Origin of the sequence: Sagittula sp. NFXS13 (assembly GCF_040148795.1) — a bacterium.
GTDB lineage: Bacteria > Pseudomonadota > Alphaproteobacteria > Rhodobacterales > Rhodobacteraceae > Sagittula > Sagittula marina.
Map to the genome: position 1 here is coordinate 1 of NZ_JAGEMH010000004.1, position 15,533 is coordinate 15,533.

Here is a 15,533-nt window from a genome sequence, read left to right on the forward strand (position 1 = left end):
CGCCGCGCGGGGCTTCGTCCGCGGTGATCACGACCTTGGCGTCACAGCCGTTTACACGGGCGGACAGCGCGTCGGGGGAGAAACCGGCGAAAACGATGGAATGGATCGCGCCGATGCGGGCGCAGGCGAGCATGGCATAGGCGGCCTCGGGGATCATCGGCAGGTAGATGATGACCCGGTCACCTTTGCGCACGCCCATGGTTTCCAGCACGTTGGCCATGCGGCAGACGCGGCGATGCAGGTCGTTGTAGGTGATCGACTGGGCGGCCTCGTTGGGGTCGTCGGGTTCAAAGATGATGGCGGTCTGGTTGCCGCGGGTCTCAAGGTGGCGGTCGATGCAGTTGGCGGCGACGTTGAGCGTGCCATCGCGGAACCATTCGATGCTGACCTGGCCGAGGGTGAAATCGGTGTTCTTGATCTCGGTCGGCTGCTTCATCCAGTCGAGCCGCTTCGCCTGCTCGCCCCAGAAGGCCTCCGGATCCGCAACCGAACTCGCATACAGCGCGTCGTACCGCGCGGCGTCAACGTGGGCGCTTTTTGTCAACTCGGCCGAAGGCGCATAGGTTGCGGCGTCGGTGGGATTGCTCTGTTCGTTCATGGAAATCTCCCCCTCCATTTCTGACCAGATGGCGTGCCTGTCGTTGCGTCACCATCAGGGGGTTACCATACGCGAAGTCGAAAATTTATCTATAACACCCATTTAAATAACGGAAAATTTGTAAATCCTGTCGATCATCAAGTGACAATCAGTAAATTAATTTGCGGCGATGACGCTAACATCCTTGTTTTACCGTGGCTTGCGGATTTCGCGTAACGCGTGTGTTTTAAACTCGGTGCCCATTTCTGCGCCGCAGAATTTCAGTTCTGAGGGTGCGACAAAACGTTCCGCCGCGCCTGCCTGAACGTGTGTCTGTCGCTAACATTGGCCGCTTTCTTCGAATCTCCATTGAGGCGCCAAATGTCTTGCGCCGTGGCGCGGTTCCACTAGGCTCGTGTTCAGAGCGGGTTTACCGCCGCAAAGGAGACGGGGCAGAACCATGCCTCGCAAAGGGAGGACTATCATGAATTTCACGACGAAATTGTGCGTCTCGGCGTTGGCGCTGAGCTTTGCCACCGAGGCGGCTGCCACCGAATGGAATGTCTCTGTCTGGGGCAAACGCCGCGCGTTTACCGAGCACATCCACAAGCTGGCCGAACTGCTCGAAGAAAAGACCGACGGCGCGTTCACCATGAATATCAGCTACGGCGGCCTGTCCAAAAACCGTGAGAACCTCGACGGTATCTCCATCGGTGCGTTTGAGATGGCGCAGTTCTGCGCCGGCTATCACCCCGACAAGAACCGCGCGATCACCGTGCTGGAGCTGCCTTTCCTTGGCGTTCAAACGCTGGATGAAGAGGTCGCCGTCAGCCATGCGGTCTATGATCACCCGGCGGTGGCGGACGAGATGGCTCAGTGGAACGCCATGATGCTGATGACCTCGCCCATGCCGCAGTACAACATTGTGGGCACGGGAGAGGCCCGCAGTGAGCTGTCGGAATTTGATGGGATGCGTGTGCGCGCCACCGGCGGCATTGGCCAGGCGTTCGAGGCGGTCGGTGCCGTGCCGACCTCTGTGACCTCCTCCGAGGCCTATCAGGCGATGGAAAGTGGCGTCGTGGACACGGTGGCCTTTGCCCAGCACGCACATCTGTCGTTCGGCACCATCAACGAAGCGGACTGGTGGACCGCGAACCTGAACCCCGGCACGGTGAACTGCCCGGTGGTTGTGAACATCGACGCCTATGACATGCTGTCCGACGAAGAACGCGCTGCGCTGGACGAAAGCGTGCCCGAGGCAATCGACTACTACCTGTCCAACTATGGCGAGCTTCTGAAACGCTGGGACGAAGTGCTGGCCGAGAAAGACGTCCAGAAGGTCGAGATTTCTGACGAGGAACTGGCCAAATTCAAGGATGTGGCCGGGCAGCCGATCCATGATGCCTGGATCGCGGACATGAGCGCGCAGGGGCTTCCGGCGCAGGAGCTGTATGACCTCGTGCAGACAACGCTGGCAGAGCAGCGCGGCAACTGATCCACGGCTGGGGTTCGGCGGGCCCGGACCCCTTTACCTGACAAGATGACCTGCAATGCGGGAGGATGACCTATGGCCGGAGCAGCATCTGTTCTGGAGGACGACAGCCTGTTGTCGCGCCTCGACCAGAGGTTGGCAAAGCTGGAATGGGGCATGGCCTTTGTGTCGGGCCTCGGGGCTTTTGCGCTGATGGTTCTGGCGGTGCGGTCTGTGGGCGGGCGCGAGCTGTTCGAGGCGCCTCTGCGCGGCTATGTCGACTGGATCGAGATGGCCATGCCGCTGATCGCGATTTTCGGCATTTCTTATGTGCAGCGCCAGGGCGGGCATATTCGCATGGACATCGTGATTGGCCAGCTGAGCGGGCGGTCCCTCTGGCTGCTTGAGCTAGTGACCACCTTTTTCGCCTTGGTGCTGATGGTGTTTCTGGTCGTCGGCGCGTGGGCGCATTTCGACAGATCGTTCGATTTCGCCGCCCAGAATTGGAGCCGGGACAGCACGATCGATATCGGTTTGCCGATCTGGCCTGCCAAGCTGGTGGTGCCGGTGGCCTTTGGCGTGGTGTGCCTGCGGATGATTTTGCAGATGGTGGGCTTTGGTCGCGCGTTCTGGTTGGGGTTGGAACGCCCGGTGGCGGTGCCGCTGGTGCTGTCGGCGGCGGAGCAGGCGCAGGCCGAAGCGGAACATATGACCGGTCATGACGCGTAACGCGCGTCGTGGGCGACGGATAATGCGCGAGACAGCGCAGAGCAGGGGAGGGGCGCGATGACAAGCACCGACATCGGGCTTTGGGTCACTGGCGGGATGCTGGTGATGGTAATTTTGGGGATGCGCGTGGCCTATGCGGCGGCCATGGCGGGGTTTGTCGGGCTGATCTGGATTTTCTGGTCCAAGACGGGCTACGCACCGGATCGCTTCTTCTACTTCAACGAACGGCGGGAGATGTGGGACGGCGCACTCGGCAAAGCGTTCCTGACAGCGGGGCAGGTGCCTCACGGCAAGGTCACGAACCAGGCGCTGTCTTTGATCCCGACGTTTATCCTGATCGGCTATCTTGCCTATTACGCAGGCCTGACCCGTGCGCTGTTCGAGGCGGCAAAGCGGTGGATCGCCTGGTTGCCGGGCGGGCTGGCCGTGTCGACGGTGTTTGCCACCGCAGGCTTTGCCGCCGTGTCCGGCGCGTCGGTGGCAACGGCGGCGGTCTTTGCCCGCATCGCCATTCCGGAAATGCTCAAAGTCGGCTACGACAAGCGTTTTGCGGCGGGGGTCGTTGCGGCGGGCGGAACGCTGGCGTCTCTTATCCCGCCCTCCGCGATCCTCGTGATCTATGCGATCATTGTCGAACAGGACGTGGGCAAACTTCTGTTGGCGGGGTTTATTCCCGGCATGTTCTCGGCCTTTGTCTACGCGGCGTTGATCGTGGGACTTGCGCTGACCATCCCGAATTTCGGACCACCGGTCACGGGGTTCACGTGGAAACAGCGGTTTGAAAGCCTGCCGCCGGCGCTTCCCATCGTTGCCGTGGTCGTGATCATCGTCTTCTTTGTGTACAATCCGTTTGGCGGCGATGCCTGGGGCACGCCGACCGAAGGGGGCGCCATCGGGGCCTTTATCGTCTTTCTCATGGCGCTGTGGCGCGGGATGCGTTGGCCGGAGCTGAAGGATGCCCTGGTGGAAACCGCCAAGCTGTCGATCATGATCTTTACCATCATCTGGGGTGTGCTGATCTACGTGCGGTTCCTCGGGTTTGCGCAGTTGCCGAAGGTGTTTTCGGATTGGATCACGTCACTGGATTATCCGCCGATGCTGATCCTGATTTGCATTCTGCTGGCCTACGCCGTGCTGGGGATGTTCATGGATGCCATCGGTATGCTGCTGCTGACCTTGCCGGTGGTGTATCCGGCAGTCATGGCGCTGAACGGGGGCGAGTTTGTGTCTGCGGCGGACAGTGCCTTTGGCATGAACGGGACGATGTGCGCGATCTGGTTCGGCATTCTGGTGGTGAAGATGGCGGAGTTCTGTCTGATCACGCCGCCCATTGGCCTGAACTGCTTTGTGGTGGCGGGCGTGCGCCCCGAACTGTCGGTGCAGGATGTGTTTCGGGGCGTCATGCCGTTCTTTGTCGCGGATGCCGTGACGATTGCGCTGCTGGTGGCTTTCCCGGCCATCGTGCTGTGGTTGCCGTCTTTGGCATGAAGCCAGGTCGCCGGGCCGTGTCCGGCGACCGCAACGGTCAGACGTGGCGCATGGCCTGATGCGCAAATCCCAGTTTCGAGCGTACCGGATCCGACAGCACAAAGGGGTACACGTCAGACAGATCCAGTGCGCGGTTGACGTGGTTGATCGCCATGGACAGATCGACCGCGAGCGTCAGCAACCGCTCTGTGTCGCTTTCGCGGTAGGCGTCGTAGCCCGATGGTGGACCCGAGGGCAGGGACAATCCTGACGCCGCCGCACTGTCCAGCAGGTCAGTCAGGTGCAGCAGGTGTGCGATGGTTTCCGCCCAATCCTCGTGTGGGTGCGCGGTGGCGTAATCGGTGATATACGTCTGGCCCGGACTCTTTGGATTGGCGTAGTGTTGTTTCAATGCCTCGCCATAGTCCGCACGCTCGTCCCCGAAACGCGCGCGGAAGTCGCTGAGAAAGCCTTGATCCTCTGCCAGCCGCTCGAACAAGAAGTGCGCCAGCTCGTGGCGCATGTGGCCGATCATGGTCCGATACAGCTCGCCCATGTCTTCCTGGCGCTGCGCAAGTTCCGCGTCGGAGGCTTCGGACACGTTGATTGTGATCGTGCCGGCAGCATGTCCCATGGTGACCTGCGCCTCACCCTCGGCTGTCTGTTCCGAGAGCAGTTTGAACACCGGGCGCCTGCCCTGGTCATTGGCGGTGAACCAGTCCCAGCGCATGACATTGGCAAGCACCCATCGCTTGGCTTCTTCGGTGCGCTGCCACAGCGGCAGGTTGTCCGGCTCGCGCAGGTCAGGGACCGTTTCGGTCATCGCACAGGAGCGGCAAAGCCCACCGGTGTCGGCTTGCGTTTCTGCGGTCCAGTTGCAGCCGATGTCGGCGCGGTTTTTACAGGCCGTCCCGTGCGGTGTCATGGTTTGCGCGTCGGGGTCAAAATAAACCTGCGTCCCGCAGGTGCAGGCCGTGTTGTGGAACCAGAGCCGCGCATTGCAGGAGGGGCAGTGAAAGATTTGCATTCTTGTATCTCCGTGACGACGGTCTCGTATCACCTGGCCTTTGTGGCTGAGGTGTGCCGGTCATCGCATCTGAACGCTTCGGATTTGTTTGCGTTCCGGGCGAGAAAGGTCTTTTCCGAATCTTATTATTCTGTTATTCCGGAAATATGGAAAAAGAAGCGATAACTCAGCTGACAGCCTTGGCGCACCCACGCCGCCTGCGCCTGTTCCGCCTGCTTATGCGGCGGTATCCCGAACAGGTGGCAGCGGGGGATCTGGCGCAGGCTCTGGGGTTGCCGGCCTCGTCGCTGTCCGCGGCGCTGACCCAATTGCGACAGGCGGGTTTGGTGACACAGTCCCGTCACGGGACGTCGTTACGCTATGCGGCGGATCTGGGCGGGGCGGGGGCGCTGACCGATTATCTGATCGCTGACTGTTGCCGGGGACGCGTAGAGACCTGTTTTGACAAAAAACTGCCTGAGGCGAACATGACGAAAACCTGGAATGTGCTGTTTGTGTGTTCGGGCAATTCTGCCCGGTCCATTTTTGCCGAGACGATCCTGCGAGATTGGGCGGGAGACAGGTTCAACGTGTTCTCTGCGGGGACGCGCCCACAGTCGACGCTGAATCCTTTCGCTTTGGAGCTGTTGCGCGCCAAAGGACATGACACCGGCGCGCTGCGCGCCAAACATGTATCAGAGTTTCAGGAGCAGAGCGCGCCACAGATGGATTTCGTCTTTACCGTCTGCGACACGGCGGCGAACGAAGAATGCCCGCCGTGGCCCGGACAGCCGATCACCGGTCATTGGGGCCAGCCCGATCCTGTCGCGGCCACCGGCACCGCGGCGGAAAAACGCCTCGCCTTTCAACAGGCATACGGCGGACTGAAACACCGGATCAAAGCCTTTGCTGCGCTGCCGGTCGACACGCTCGACCGGGCCAGCCTGCAGCGGCAGATCGACGATATCGCACGTGAGAAAGAAGACCTATGACTGTTTACGCGTTGAATGGCCTTGGCCGAATGGGGAAACTGGCTTTGAAGCCGCTGCTTGAGGCCGGGATCGACATTGCCTGGATCAACGACGCGGTGGGTGATCCGGAAATGCATGCGCATCTGCTGGAATTCGATACGGTGCATGGTCGCTGGGACGCAACATTTGAGCACGATGCGGACAGCCTGACCATCAACGGCACGCGCTTGCCTGTCTTTGGCGAAAAGAGCCTCGCAAAGCTGCCGCTCGACGGGGTGGACGTCGTGATAGATTGCACCGGCTATTTCAAGACGGCGGAGCGCATCCAGCCGTATTTTGACGCCGGCGTGAAAAAGGTTGTGGTCTCTGCCCCGGTGAAGGACGGCAAGACCGCCAATATCGTGATGGGCGTGAACGACGACACCTATGATCCGGCCGTGCATGATATCGTCACGGCCGCGTCGTGTACCACGAATTGCCTCGCCCCAGTGGTGAAGGTCATTCACGAGGGGCTGGGGATCAAACATGGGTCGATCACCACCATCCACGACGTGACGAACACCCAGACGCTTGTAGATCGCCCGGCCAAGGACCTTCGCCGCGCGCGGTCTGCACTGAACTCGCTGATCCCCACGTCCACAGGTTCGGCCACCGCGATTACATTGATCTACCCTGAACTGAAAGGTCGTTTGAACGGCCATGCAATACGGGTGCCGTTGCTGAATGCGTCGTTGACCGATTGTGTCTTTGAGGTCGAGCGGGAGACCACGGTTGAGGAGGTCAACGCCCTGTTTCAGGCCGCTGCCGAAGGGCCTCTCGCGGGCATTCTGGGTTACGAGGAACGCCCGCTTGTGTCTTGCGACTACCTCAACGACGCACGGTCGAGCATCGTGGACGCACCGTCGACCATGGTGATCAATGGCACGCAGGTGAAGGTCTACGCTTGGTACGATAACGAATGGGGCTACGCACAGCGATTGGCAGATGTGGCCTTGATGGTTGGTCGTAACCTTTAATCGGCGGTCTTTTTGCGGCCTCGGAATGAGTACGTGCCAAAGCAAAGAAGCCTCAAAGCGCAGGTTGCGCCTTTGCGTGCATAAAGACTGCCGGGGGAGCCAACGCAGGGCGCTCGGGGCGGAGCCCCAAACAACAACAGGGTGCAGATCAAAATGACATTAACATCGGCGCGTCCGCTCGCGGCCTACATCACTGTCACTGCGGCCTATTGGGTCTTTATGCTGACCGATGGCGCGCTCAGGATGCTTGTGCTGCTGCATTTTCACACGCTCGGGTTCAGCCCGGTTCAGCTTGCCTACCTGTTTGTGCTTTACGAAGTGGCAGGTGTCATCACCAACCTCTCCGCCGGGTGGATCGCGGCGCGGTTTGGTCTGACCTCGACGCTTTACGCGGGGCTTGGCTTGCAGGTTGTGGCGCTGCTGGCGCTGGCACAACTGGATCCTGCCTGGGGGCTTAGCGCGTCGGTGGTCTTTGTCATGCTGGTACAAGGGGTGTCTGGCGTGGCCAAGGATCTGTCCAAGATGTCCGCCAAATCCGCTGTCAAGTTTCTGGCCCCCAGCGGGCAAGGCGGTCTGTTTCGTTGGGTCGCGCTGCTTACGGGCTCCAAGAACGCGGTCAAGGGTATCGGGTTTCTGCTTGGAGCGGTGATGCTGGCATTTGCCGGGTTCCGCCCGTCAATTTACGCGATGGCAGCGATCCTCATGGCGGTCCTGCTGCTGATTGTGTTGCGAATGCCGGGCGGGCTGCCGATGGGCAAGAAGGGGGTCAAATTCACGTCCGTCTTTTCGAAGGATCGGAACGTGAACTGGCTTTCGGCGGCGCGGGTGTTTCTCTTTGGTGCCCGCGATGTGTGGTTCGTGGTGGGGATCCCGGTCTATTTTTACGCCGTGCTCTCTGACGGATCGGAGGCTGGCAACCGCGCCGCGTTCTTCATCATCGGCAGCTTCATGGCGGTATGGACGATCCTGTACGGTGCGGTTCAGGCCTACGCGCCCAGGGTGTTGCGTGCGGCGACGCGCCCCGAGGCGGAGCTTGTCACTGCTGCAAAGGGCTGGGCCATGGCGCTGGTTCCGGTGCCGCTGGTGCTTGCCGTATTGGTGGGTGTCGCGGGGGGGGCTGCCGCGTGGCTGACCGCGACGATCATCGCGGGACTGCTGGTGTTCGGCGCCGTTTTTGCGGTGAATTCGTCGCTTCACAGCTATCTGATCCTCGCGTTCTCTCACGGGGATCGGGTCACCATGGACGTGGGGTTCTACTATATGGCCAACGCGGCGGGGAGGCTCTTGGGCACGCTATTGTCGGGGGTGAGCTACCAGATTGGCGGGTTGCCTGCTTGTCTGGGCACGGCCGCCGTGATGGTTGCTTTCAGCGCTATTGGGTCTGGCCGCTTGCGCGCGTAGGACTGACGCAGTGCTCTGGGAGGCCGGGCCGAGATGCTCCTCGCCGCCGGAACGCAAAGAAAAAAAGTGGCTCAGCGTGCAGACACCTCGCGCAGCAGTGCTTCCAGTCCATCTTCCAACCCGGCGAAGGCGTCGGCCAGCCGCGCCTCGATTTCTTGCTGGTAGGCCATCGCCAAGGGCAGAAGGTCCGCCATCAGGGCGCGCCCCTTGTCAGTCAGCGCAAGCCGCACCAGCCGCCGGTCACCTGCATCCTGTGCCTTGACGATCAGGCCGGCTGCCTCCAGCCGGGATGCCGCGCGGCTGACCTTGCTTTTTTCCATGGCCACCCGCGCTTCGATGTCGCGCACAGAGACTGTCTGTGCGCCGTCCACGGGTTTGGCCAAGTGCACAAGCACGCGCCATTCCGGGATCGAGACGCCAAACCGTGCCCGATACTGCCGTGCCAGTTCTTCGGACGTACGGTCGGCGGCGACGGCCAGCCGATACGGCGTGAAATGGCTTAGATCGAAGTCGGGCAGGGGAGGCTTGTTTGTCATGGCATTCCTTTTGACCCAAACCGGGCGCGGGCGCAAAGGTGAACCGCCTTTACAACATTATGGTTGACTTCATTGCATATGCAACGAATATTCACGGCAACCGCAGTCACCAGGGAGGAGACGGGATGACCACGCAAGATTTGCCGCAGGGTATGATCCGAGCGCCGCAGGGTGCCGGTCCGCACGAGGGTTACATGCCGGGCTTTGGCAATGACTTTGAGTCGGAGGCCCTGCCAGATGCGCTTCCACAGGGCATGAATTCGCCGCAAAAGTGCAACTACGGCCTGTACGGTGAGCAACTCTCGGGCACGGCCTTTACTGTGCATCCGCCGGAGCGCACCTGGGTGTATCGCATTCGGCCATCGGTCAAACACTCCACGCGCTATACGCGGGTCGATCTTCCCTACTGGAAAACGGCGCCCCACCAGCCTGCGGATGTGATCTCTCTGGGGCAATACCGTTGGGACGCGGTGCCGCATACCGATGAGCCGCTCACCTGGCTGACCGGAATGCGCACCATGACCACCGCAGGAGACGTGAATACCCAAGTGGGCATGGCCAGTCACATCTACCTTGTGACCGAAAGCATGGTGGACAGCTACTTCTACTCGGCGGATTCCGAGTTGCTGGTTGTGCCGCAGGAGGGGCGCTTGCGCTTTTGCACCGAGCTTGGCGTGCTTGACGTGGCCCCCAAGGAGATCGCCATTCTGCCGCGCGGTCTTGTCTATCGGGTCGAGGTGCTCGACGGGCCATGCCGCGGCTTCGTCTGTGAAAACTACGGCCAGAAGTTCGAATTGCCGGCCCGTGGTCCGATCGGGGCCAATGCCATGGCCAACCCGCGTGATTTCAAGGCGCCCGTGGCGGCGTTTGAGGATCGCGAGGTGCCCTCGACCCTGACGATCAAATGGTGCGGACAGTTTCACGAGACAAAGATCGCGCAAAGCCCGCTGGACGTGGTGGCCTGGCATGGCAACTACGCGCCTTACAAATACGACCTGACCACCTATTGCCCGGTCGGCGCCATTTTGTTCGACCATCCCGACCCGTCGATCTTTACCGTCCTGACCGCGCCGTCGGGGTCTCCGGGCACGGCCAATATCGACTTCGTTCTGTTTCGTGAACGCTGGATGGTGGCAGAAAATACGTTCCGCCCGCCGTGGTATCACAAGAACATCATGTCCGAACTGATGGGCAACATCTACGGCCAGTATGACGCCAAACCGCAGGGCTTTGCCCCCGGCGGCATGTCGCTGCACAACATGATGCTGCCGCATGGACCGGACCGTGATGCGTTTGAGGGCGCGTCGAATTCCAACCTCGGGCCGCGGAAGCTTGAAAGCACCATGTCCTTCATGTTCGAGACCCGCTTTCCGCAGCATCTGACGGAATTCGCTGGCAAGGAAGCGCCGTTGCAGGGCGATTACATCGACTGCTGGGACAGTCTGGAGAGGAAGTTCGACGGCACGCCCGGCACCAAATGAGCGGCAATCCGCAATCTTGCACGTCGGAACCAAGGGGAGGGCCTGTGCGATGATCCTGTACAGCTACTGGCGTTCCACGACGTCCATGCGGGTGCGCGCGGCGCTTAACCTGAAGGGTGTGGCCTACGACATCGCACCGGTCAACCTGCTGAAAGGGGCGCAACGCGCGCCCGACTACGCAGCCTTGAACCCCGTGGAAGCGGTGCCAACGCTTGTCCTGAAAGATGGTACCGCGCTGACACAATCCATTGCGATCCTCGACTGGCTCGAAGAGACGCATCCGGAGCCACCTTTGCTGCCCGCGGACCCGGTTGCGCGTGCACATGTGCGCGCTGCGGCGCAGACCATTGCGTCGGACATTCATCCGGTGAACAATCTCAAGGTTTTAGCGCATCTCAAATCGCGCGGCTTTGATGATCTGGCGGCGACAGATTGGATATGTCACTGGATGGCGCGTGGTCTTGCCGCGTACCAACGCTTGATTGCAAAAGAAGGGCGGTTCAGCTTTGGCGATGAGCTGACGCAGGCCGACCTGTGCCTGGTGGCGCAGATGGTCAATGCCCGCCGTTGGGGGCTGGACCTTGCGCCGCTGACCCGCCTGACCGAAATTGACAGCGCCGCACGTGATATCTCCGCGATCCGCGCGGCGCTGCCCGAAAATCAACCCGATGCCCCGATGAAGGAGGCCATATGCCCCTGAACAAAAGCTGGGTCGAAAGCGCAAACACGCCCGACACCGATTTCCCACTCAACAACTTGCCTTACGGCGCTTTCGTCAGCGACGCGGGAGAGCCGCATTGCGGTGTGGCCATCGGGGATATGATCCTTGATGTGACCGCGCTGGAGGCCGATGGCGTGCTTGCCGTGCCCGAGGAGGAGGAGGTCTTCTTTTTCGGCGACTGGAGCGAGTTCATGACACTCGGGTCAGAGATCTGGGCCGGCCTTCGCGAGGCGCTGACAGAGCTTCTGTCAGAAACCTACGCAGATCCGCAGGGGCTGACGGGCTACATGGTGCCACAAGTGGGCACGCAGATGCTCATGCCATTCACCGTCTCGGAGTTCACCGATTTTTACGCCTCGAAAAACCATGCCAGCAACGTTGGCACCATGTTTCGCGGGCCGGAAAATGCGCTGCCGCCGAATTGGTTGTCGATGCCCATCGGCTACAACGGTCGCGCCTCGTCTGTGGTGGTCTCGGGCACTGATGTGCGCCGCCCCTGGGGACAACTCAAATCTCCTGATGCCGAGCTGCCGGTCTTCGCCCCCTGCAAACGCTTCGACATCGAGTTGGAAATGGGCGCGATCGTGGGTCAGCCATCCGAAGGGCCGGTGACAGTTGCAGAAGCAGACGACATGATCTTTGGGTATGTGCTGCTGAACGACTGGTCCGCGCGCGACATTCAGGCTTGGGAATACCAGCCGCTCGGCCCGTTTCAGGCGAAGGCGACAGCCACCACTGTCTCGCCTTGGATCGTGCCCAAAGCGGCATTGGAAGAGTTCCGGGTGGACACGCCCAACCGCGAACGTCCCCTGCTTGACCACCTGACGGAACCCGGCCCGATGTTGTACGACATTGCGCTGGAGGTCGGAATGGCCCCCGAAGGCAAATCCGAAACGGTCATAGCGCGCACCAACTATCGTGAAATGTACTACTCTTCGGCGCAGCAACTGGCGCATCACAGCACCTCCGGTTGCCCGATGCGCGTCGGTGATCTGCTTGGTTCCGGCACCATTTCAGGTCCGGAAAAGGACCAGCGCGGCGCACTTTTGGAAATCACCTGGGGCGGCCAGGAGCCAATCACGCTTGAAACTGGCGAAACCCGCAGCTTCATCGAAGACGGCGACACGCTGACCTTGCGTGGCGCGGCCATTGGTGATGGCTATCGCGTAGGCTTCGGTGCCTGCGTGGGCACGGTGCTGCCCGCACTGGACGACCCGTACAAGCGCTAAGCCGTTTCTCGGCTTCGCAAAAACTCAAATCCGCGCCGTCAACAGGCGCACCCGACAGAAGGACACGGAAAATATGGCCAAGGCATTCGCATCCGCAGGCGACATGGCAGAGAAGAAGACCAGCTTCACACAGGTTGGCGAGGGGCTTTATGCCTTCACCGCCGAGGGTGATCCCAATACCGGCGTCATCATTGGCGACGACAGCGTCATGATCGTCGAGGCGCAGGCCACACCGCGCCTTGCGCGCAAGGTGATCGAACACGTCCGCGAGGTCACGGACAAGCCGATCAGCCACCTCGTCATGACGCATTACCATGCGGTGCGCGTGCTGGGGGCCTCTGCCTATGGCGCGCGGGAAATCATCATGTCGGACACCGCGCGCGCCATGGTGGCCGAGCGCGGGCAGGAGGATTGGGACAGTGAGTTCGAACGCTTCCCACGCCTGTTTCAGGGCCACGAGGAGATCCCCGGCCTGACGTGGCCGACCACGACCTTCAGCGACTCCATGACCGTTTACCTTGGCAATCGCCGCGTCGACATCATGCATCTGGGCCGCGCCCATACCGCCGGCGACGCCGTGGTCTGGGTGCCGGATCAGGAGGTCATGTTCACTGGTGATATCGTCGAATATCATTCCGCCTGCTATTGCGGAGACGGTCACTTCTCTGACTGGGAAGATACACTGATGAACATCGCGGAGTTCGAGCCCAAATCCATCGCTCCGGGGCGCGGCGACGCGCTCGTGGGCGAAGAGATGGTGGCCGAGGCGCTCGCCAGCACGGCCGATTTCGTCAAATCCACCTACAAACCCATCGCCAAGGTCGTTGCCCGTGGCGGCACGCTCAAAGAAGCGTGGGATGCTTGCCGCGCAGAATGCGACCCCAAGTTCAGCGACTATGCCATCTACGAGCATTGCCTGCCCTTCAACGTCGCCCGCGCGTACGACGAGGCCCGTGGCATCGACACGCCCCGTGTCTGGACCGCGCAGCGTGACAAGGACATGTGGAATGCCCTGCAGGACTGACGACGTCTGAACAGTACATCGGGAAGGGCTTTGGAGAGAGCTCTTCCCGGTGACATCGTCGATAGAGGAGGAGCCGAGATGATCCATGACCGCTACCAGCTTGCGTTCAAGCTGTACCCTTACGCCCGCAGCGCCGATCAGGATGCCGCCGCGCCTGTGCGCCACCCCGTCGTGGTCCTGGGCGGCGGCCCCGTCGGCATCGCCACGGCGCTCGACCTCGGGCTGCAGGGCATCCCTGTTGTGGTGCTCGACGATCACGAGGGGATCGGGCAGGGATCGCGCGCCATCTGTTTTGCCAAACGCTCGCTGGAGATCGCGCATCGCTACGGTTGTGGTCAGGCAATGCTGGACAAGGGCATCATCTGGAACCTCGGCAAGGTCTTTCACGACGACCGCAAGGTGTTTGAATTCAACCTGCTGCCCGAAGAAGGCCACCGCTTTCCGGCGTTCATTAACTTGCAGCAACCGTATTTCGAGCGCTTTCTGGTGGAACGGGTGCGGCAGGCTCAGGCCGAGGGCGCGCCCATCGAAATCCGTGGCCGCAACCGCGTCGATCAGGTGGAGGTTTCTGACAGCAGCGCTTTGGTGCATATCACCACCCCAGAGGGGCCCTACACCATCGAGGCGGAGTGGCTGATCGGGGCCGACGGCGCGTCCAGCCCGCTGCGCGGCATGATGGGACTGGACTTCGACGGGCGTGTGTTCGAGGATAGTTTTCTCATCGCGGACATCCGCATGGTGAACGATGATTTCCCGACAGAGCGCTGGTTCTGGTTTGAACCGCACTTCAAATCGGGGGCCTCGACCCTGTTGCACCGGCAACCAGATGGCATCTGGCGGGTGGACTTCCAGATTGGCTGGGACGTGGACCGGAAGACCGAATTGCAGGAAGAAAACGTGCGCGCGCGGCTCGACGCCATGCTTGGCGATGTCGAATACGAGATCGTCTGGACCTCTATCTACACTTTCCAATGTCGCCGCATGAAGAAGTTCCGGCACAACCGGGTGATCTTTGCCGGGGATGCCGCGCATCAGGTGTCACCCTTTGGCGCGCGCGGCGCGAATTCCGGGATGCAGGATGTCGACAACCTTGGCTGGAAGCTTGGCGCGGTGATCCGGGGTGAGGCGCCAGAGACGCTGCTCGACAGCTATGACACTGAGCGCGTTCACGGCGCTGATGAAAACATTCTGAATTCAACGCGATCCACCGATTTCATCACGCCGAAATCCAAGGTGAGCCACACCTTCCGCAACGCAGTTCTGGATCTGGCCGAAACCCATGCCTTTGCCCGGCCGCTGGTCAATTCCGGTCGGTTGTCCGTGCCCTGCACCTACGATGGTTCGTCGCTGAACACGCCTGACGCGCTGGAGGGAGGGCCTGCCCGCACGCGGCCCGGCAGCCCGTGTCCCGATGCGCCGGTCTCTGACGGGTTTCTGCTGGATGGCCTCGGCCACGGCTTCAAATTGCTGGCGGTGAATACGGAGGTGCCGCAGAGCGTTTTGCCTGTGGTTTCCGTCTCGACGGAAAGCGATCCGGAGGGGGCGTTGGCACAGCGATATCTAGGCGACGCGACCACTGCGGTCTACCTGATCCGGCCGGATCAACACGTCGCGGCGCGCTGGTCCAGCTATGACGCCGAAGCCGTATCAGAGGCGCTTTCGCGCGCCATGGGGAAGGTCTGAACGATGACGGAAATGCTCTTGAATACTCAACCGAATATCGCGGACCCCGATGGGTTTTACGCGGAACTGATCGCGGCGCATGACGGTCTGTCAGGCGAGGAAAGCCAGACGGTTAATGCCCGGCTGATCCTGCTTTTGGCCAATCATGTGGGGGATCGCGAGGTGCTGCGCGCAGCCTTGAAGGCGGCACGGGGCGAGTGACGCCCCGTCCGTGATCTCGG

General features: G+C 61.1%; 15 protein-coding genes. 12 read left to right on the top strand and 3 right to left on the bottom strand.

What is annotated here, in order from left to right:
• A partial coding sequence (locus J4E08_RS10810) for an AMP-binding protein (protein ID WP_349538498.1) occupies nt 1-598 on the bottom strand: 598 nt, incomplete at its 3' end.
• A 463-nt stretch (nt 599-1,061) separates the two neighbouring features.
• Between J4E08_RS10810 and J4E08_RS10815 the strand changes: the two genes are divergently transcribed.
• The 3 genes from J4E08_RS10815 (at nt 1,062) to J4E08_RS10825 (ending at nt 4,265) form a co-directional block, all read left to right on the top strand.
• Nucleotides 1,062-2,072: a C4-dicarboxylate TRAP transporter substrate-binding protein gene (locus J4E08_RS10815; RefSeq protein ID WP_349538499.1), complete on the top strand. Its 1,011-nt coding sequence runs from the start codon at nt 1,062-1,064 to the stop codon at nt 2,070-2,072.
• A gap of 72 nt (nt 2,073-2,144) precedes the next feature.
• Entirely contained in the window at nt 2,145-2,777 is a 633-nt protein-coding gene (locus J4E08_RS10820) for a TRAP transporter small permease subunit (protein WP_349538500.1), read from the top strand.
• Between the two features lie 57 nt (nt 2,778-2,834).
• Nucleotides 2,835-4,265, top strand: coding sequence for a TRAP transporter large permease (locus tag J4E08_RS10825; RefSeq protein WP_349538501.1), 1,431 nt, complete (start codon nt 2,835-2,837; stop codon nt 4,263-4,265).
• A gap of 37 nt (nt 4,266-4,302) precedes the next feature.
• Here the strand turns inward: J4E08_RS10825 and J4E08_RS10830 are convergent, their stop codons facing one another.
• Complete coding sequence (locus J4E08_RS10830) at nt 4,303-5,271, bottom strand: zinc-binding metallopeptidase family protein (RefSeq protein ID WP_183967084.1); 969 nt, start codon at nt 5,269-5,271, stop codon at nt 4,303-4,305.
• A 146-nt stretch (nt 5,272-5,417) separates the two neighbouring features.
• Between J4E08_RS10830 and J4E08_RS10835 the strand changes: the two genes are divergently transcribed.
• From J4E08_RS10835 to arsJ, 3 genes are all read left to right on the top strand, one after another.
• Nucleotides 5,418-6,242 (top strand): arsenate reductase/protein-tyrosine-phosphatase family protein, encoded by an 825-nt coding sequence (locus J4E08_RS10835; protein WP_349538502.1) that lies wholly within the window; start codon nt 5,418-5,420, stop codon nt 6,240-6,242.
• On the top strand, nt 6,239-7,237 hold the full coding sequence (locus J4E08_RS10840; RefSeq protein ID WP_349538503.1) for an ArsJ-associated glyceraldehyde-3-phosphate dehydrogenase: 999 nt from the start codon (nt 6,239-6,241) through the stop codon (nt 7,235-7,237). Before J4E08_RS10835 ends, J4E08_RS10840 begins: the two co-directional genes overlap by 4 nt.
• Nucleotides 7,238-7,390: 153 nt before the next feature.
• A complete protein-coding gene (gene arsJ / locus J4E08_RS10845) occupies nt 7,391-8,638 on the top strand; it encodes an organoarsenical effux MFS transporter ArsJ (RefSeq protein ID WP_349538504.1) in 1,248 nt (415 codons plus the stop codon).
• A 71-nt stretch (nt 8,639-8,709) separates the two neighbouring features.
• Here the strand turns inward: arsJ and J4E08_RS10850 are convergent, their stop codons facing one another.
• Nucleotides 8,710-9,174, bottom strand: a complete 465-nt coding sequence (locus J4E08_RS10850) for a MarR family winged helix-turn-helix transcriptional regulator (protein ID WP_183967092.1) — start codon at nt 9,172-9,174, stop codon at nt 8,710-8,712.
• Between the two features lie 125 nt (nt 9,175-9,299).
• Here J4E08_RS10850 and hmgA point away from each other — a divergent pair, with 125 nt between their 5' ends.
• The 6 genes from hmgA to J4E08_RS10880 all read left to right on the top strand — a co-directional run bounded on the left by hmgA (nt 9,300) and on the right by J4E08_RS10880 (nt 15,513).
• Complete coding sequence (gene hmgA, locus J4E08_RS10855) at nt 9,300-10,655, top strand: homogentisate 1,2-dioxygenase (RefSeq protein WP_349538505.1); 1,356 nt, start codon at nt 9,300-9,302, stop codon at nt 10,653-10,655.
• A gap of 49 nt (nt 10,656-10,704) precedes the next feature.
• Complete coding sequence (gene maiA / locus J4E08_RS10860) at nt 10,705-11,355, top strand: maleylacetoacetate isomerase (RefSeq protein ID WP_349538506.1); 651 nt, start codon at nt 10,705-10,707, stop codon at nt 11,353-11,355.
• Entirely contained in the window at nt 11,346-12,605 is a 1,260-nt protein-coding gene (gene fahA / locus J4E08_RS10865) for a fumarylacetoacetase (protein ID WP_349538507.1), read from the top strand. Before maiA ends, fahA begins: the two co-directional genes overlap by 10 nt.
• Nucleotides 12,606-12,678: 73 nt before the next feature.
• Nucleotides 12,679-13,629 (top strand): MBL fold metallo-hydrolase, encoded by a 951-nt coding sequence (locus J4E08_RS10870; RefSeq protein WP_349538508.1) that lies wholly within the window; start codon nt 12,679-12,681, stop codon nt 13,627-13,629.
• 78 nt (nt 13,630-13,707) lie between these two features.
• The gene (locus J4E08_RS10875; RefSeq protein ID WP_349538509.1) at nt 13,708-15,312 is read left to right on the top strand and encodes an FAD-dependent oxidoreductase; all 1,605 of its coding nucleotides are present in this window, start codon (nt 13,708-13,710) and stop codon (nt 15,310-15,312) included.
• Between the two features lie 12 nt (nt 15,313-15,324).
• Nucleotides 15,325-15,513 carry a DUF2783 domain-containing protein gene (locus J4E08_RS10880; protein WP_349538718.1) on the top strand — a complete coding sequence of 63 codons (189 nt, stop codon included), beginning with the start codon at nt 15,325-15,327 and terminating at the stop codon, nt 15,511-15,513.
• Nucleotides 15,514-15,533: the final 20 nt, after the last annotated feature.

Excerpts from the sequence above, each read along its gene's own strand:
- J4E08_RS10840 (WP_349538503.1), top strand. The coding sequence starts at position 6,239 with ATGACTGTTTACGCGTTGAATGGCCTTGGCCGAATGGGGAAACTGGCT.
- J4E08_RS10870 (WP_349538508.1), top strand. The coding sequence starts at position 12,679 with ATGGCCAAGGCATTCGCATCCGCAGGCGACATGGCAGAGAAGAAGACC.
- J4E08_RS10880 (WP_349538718.1), top strand. The coding sequence starts at position 15,325 with ATGCTCTTGAATACTCAACCGAATATCGCGGACCCCGATGGGTTTTAC.
- J4E08_RS10830 (WP_183967084.1), bottom strand. The coding sequence starts at position 5,271 with ATGCAAATCTTTCACTGCCCCTCCTGCAATGCGCGGCTCTGGTTCCAC.
- arsJ (WP_349538504.1), top strand. The coding sequence starts at position 7,391 with ATGACATTAACATCGGCGCGTCCGCTCGCGGCCTACATCACTGTCACT.
- J4E08_RS10820 (WP_349538500.1), top strand. The coding sequence starts at position 2,145 with ATGGCCGGAGCAGCATCTGTTCTGGAGGACGACAGCCTGTTGTCGCGC.
- J4E08_RS10815 (WP_349538499.1), top strand. The coding sequence starts at position 1,062 with ATGAATTTCACGACGAAATTGTGCGTCTCGGCGTTGGCGCTGAGCTTT.
- fahA (WP_349538507.1), top strand. The coding sequence starts at position 11,346 with ATGCCCCTGAACAAAAGCTGGGTCGAAAGCGCAAACACGCCCGACACC.
- J4E08_RS10835 (WP_349538502.1), top strand. The coding sequence starts at position 5,418 with ATGGAAAAAGAAGCGATAACTCAGCTGACAGCCTTGGCGCACCCACGC.
- J4E08_RS10825 (WP_349538501.1), top strand. The coding sequence starts at position 2,835 with ATGACAAGCACCGACATCGGGCTTTGGGTCACTGGCGGGATGCTGGTG.
- J4E08_RS10850 (WP_183967092.1), bottom strand. The coding sequence starts at position 9,174 with ATGACAAACAAGCCTCCCCTGCCCGACTTCGATCTAAGCCATTTCACG.
- maiA (WP_349538506.1), top strand. The coding sequence starts at position 10,705 with ATGATCCTGTACAGCTACTGGCGTTCCACGACGTCCATGCGGGTGCGC.
- J4E08_RS10875 (WP_349538509.1), top strand. The coding sequence starts at position 13,708 with ATGATCCATGACCGCTACCAGCTTGCGTTCAAGCTGTACCCTTACGCC.
- hmgA (WP_349538505.1), top strand. The coding sequence starts at position 9,300 with ATGACCACGCAAGATTTGCCGCAGGGTATGATCCGAGCGCCGCAGGGT.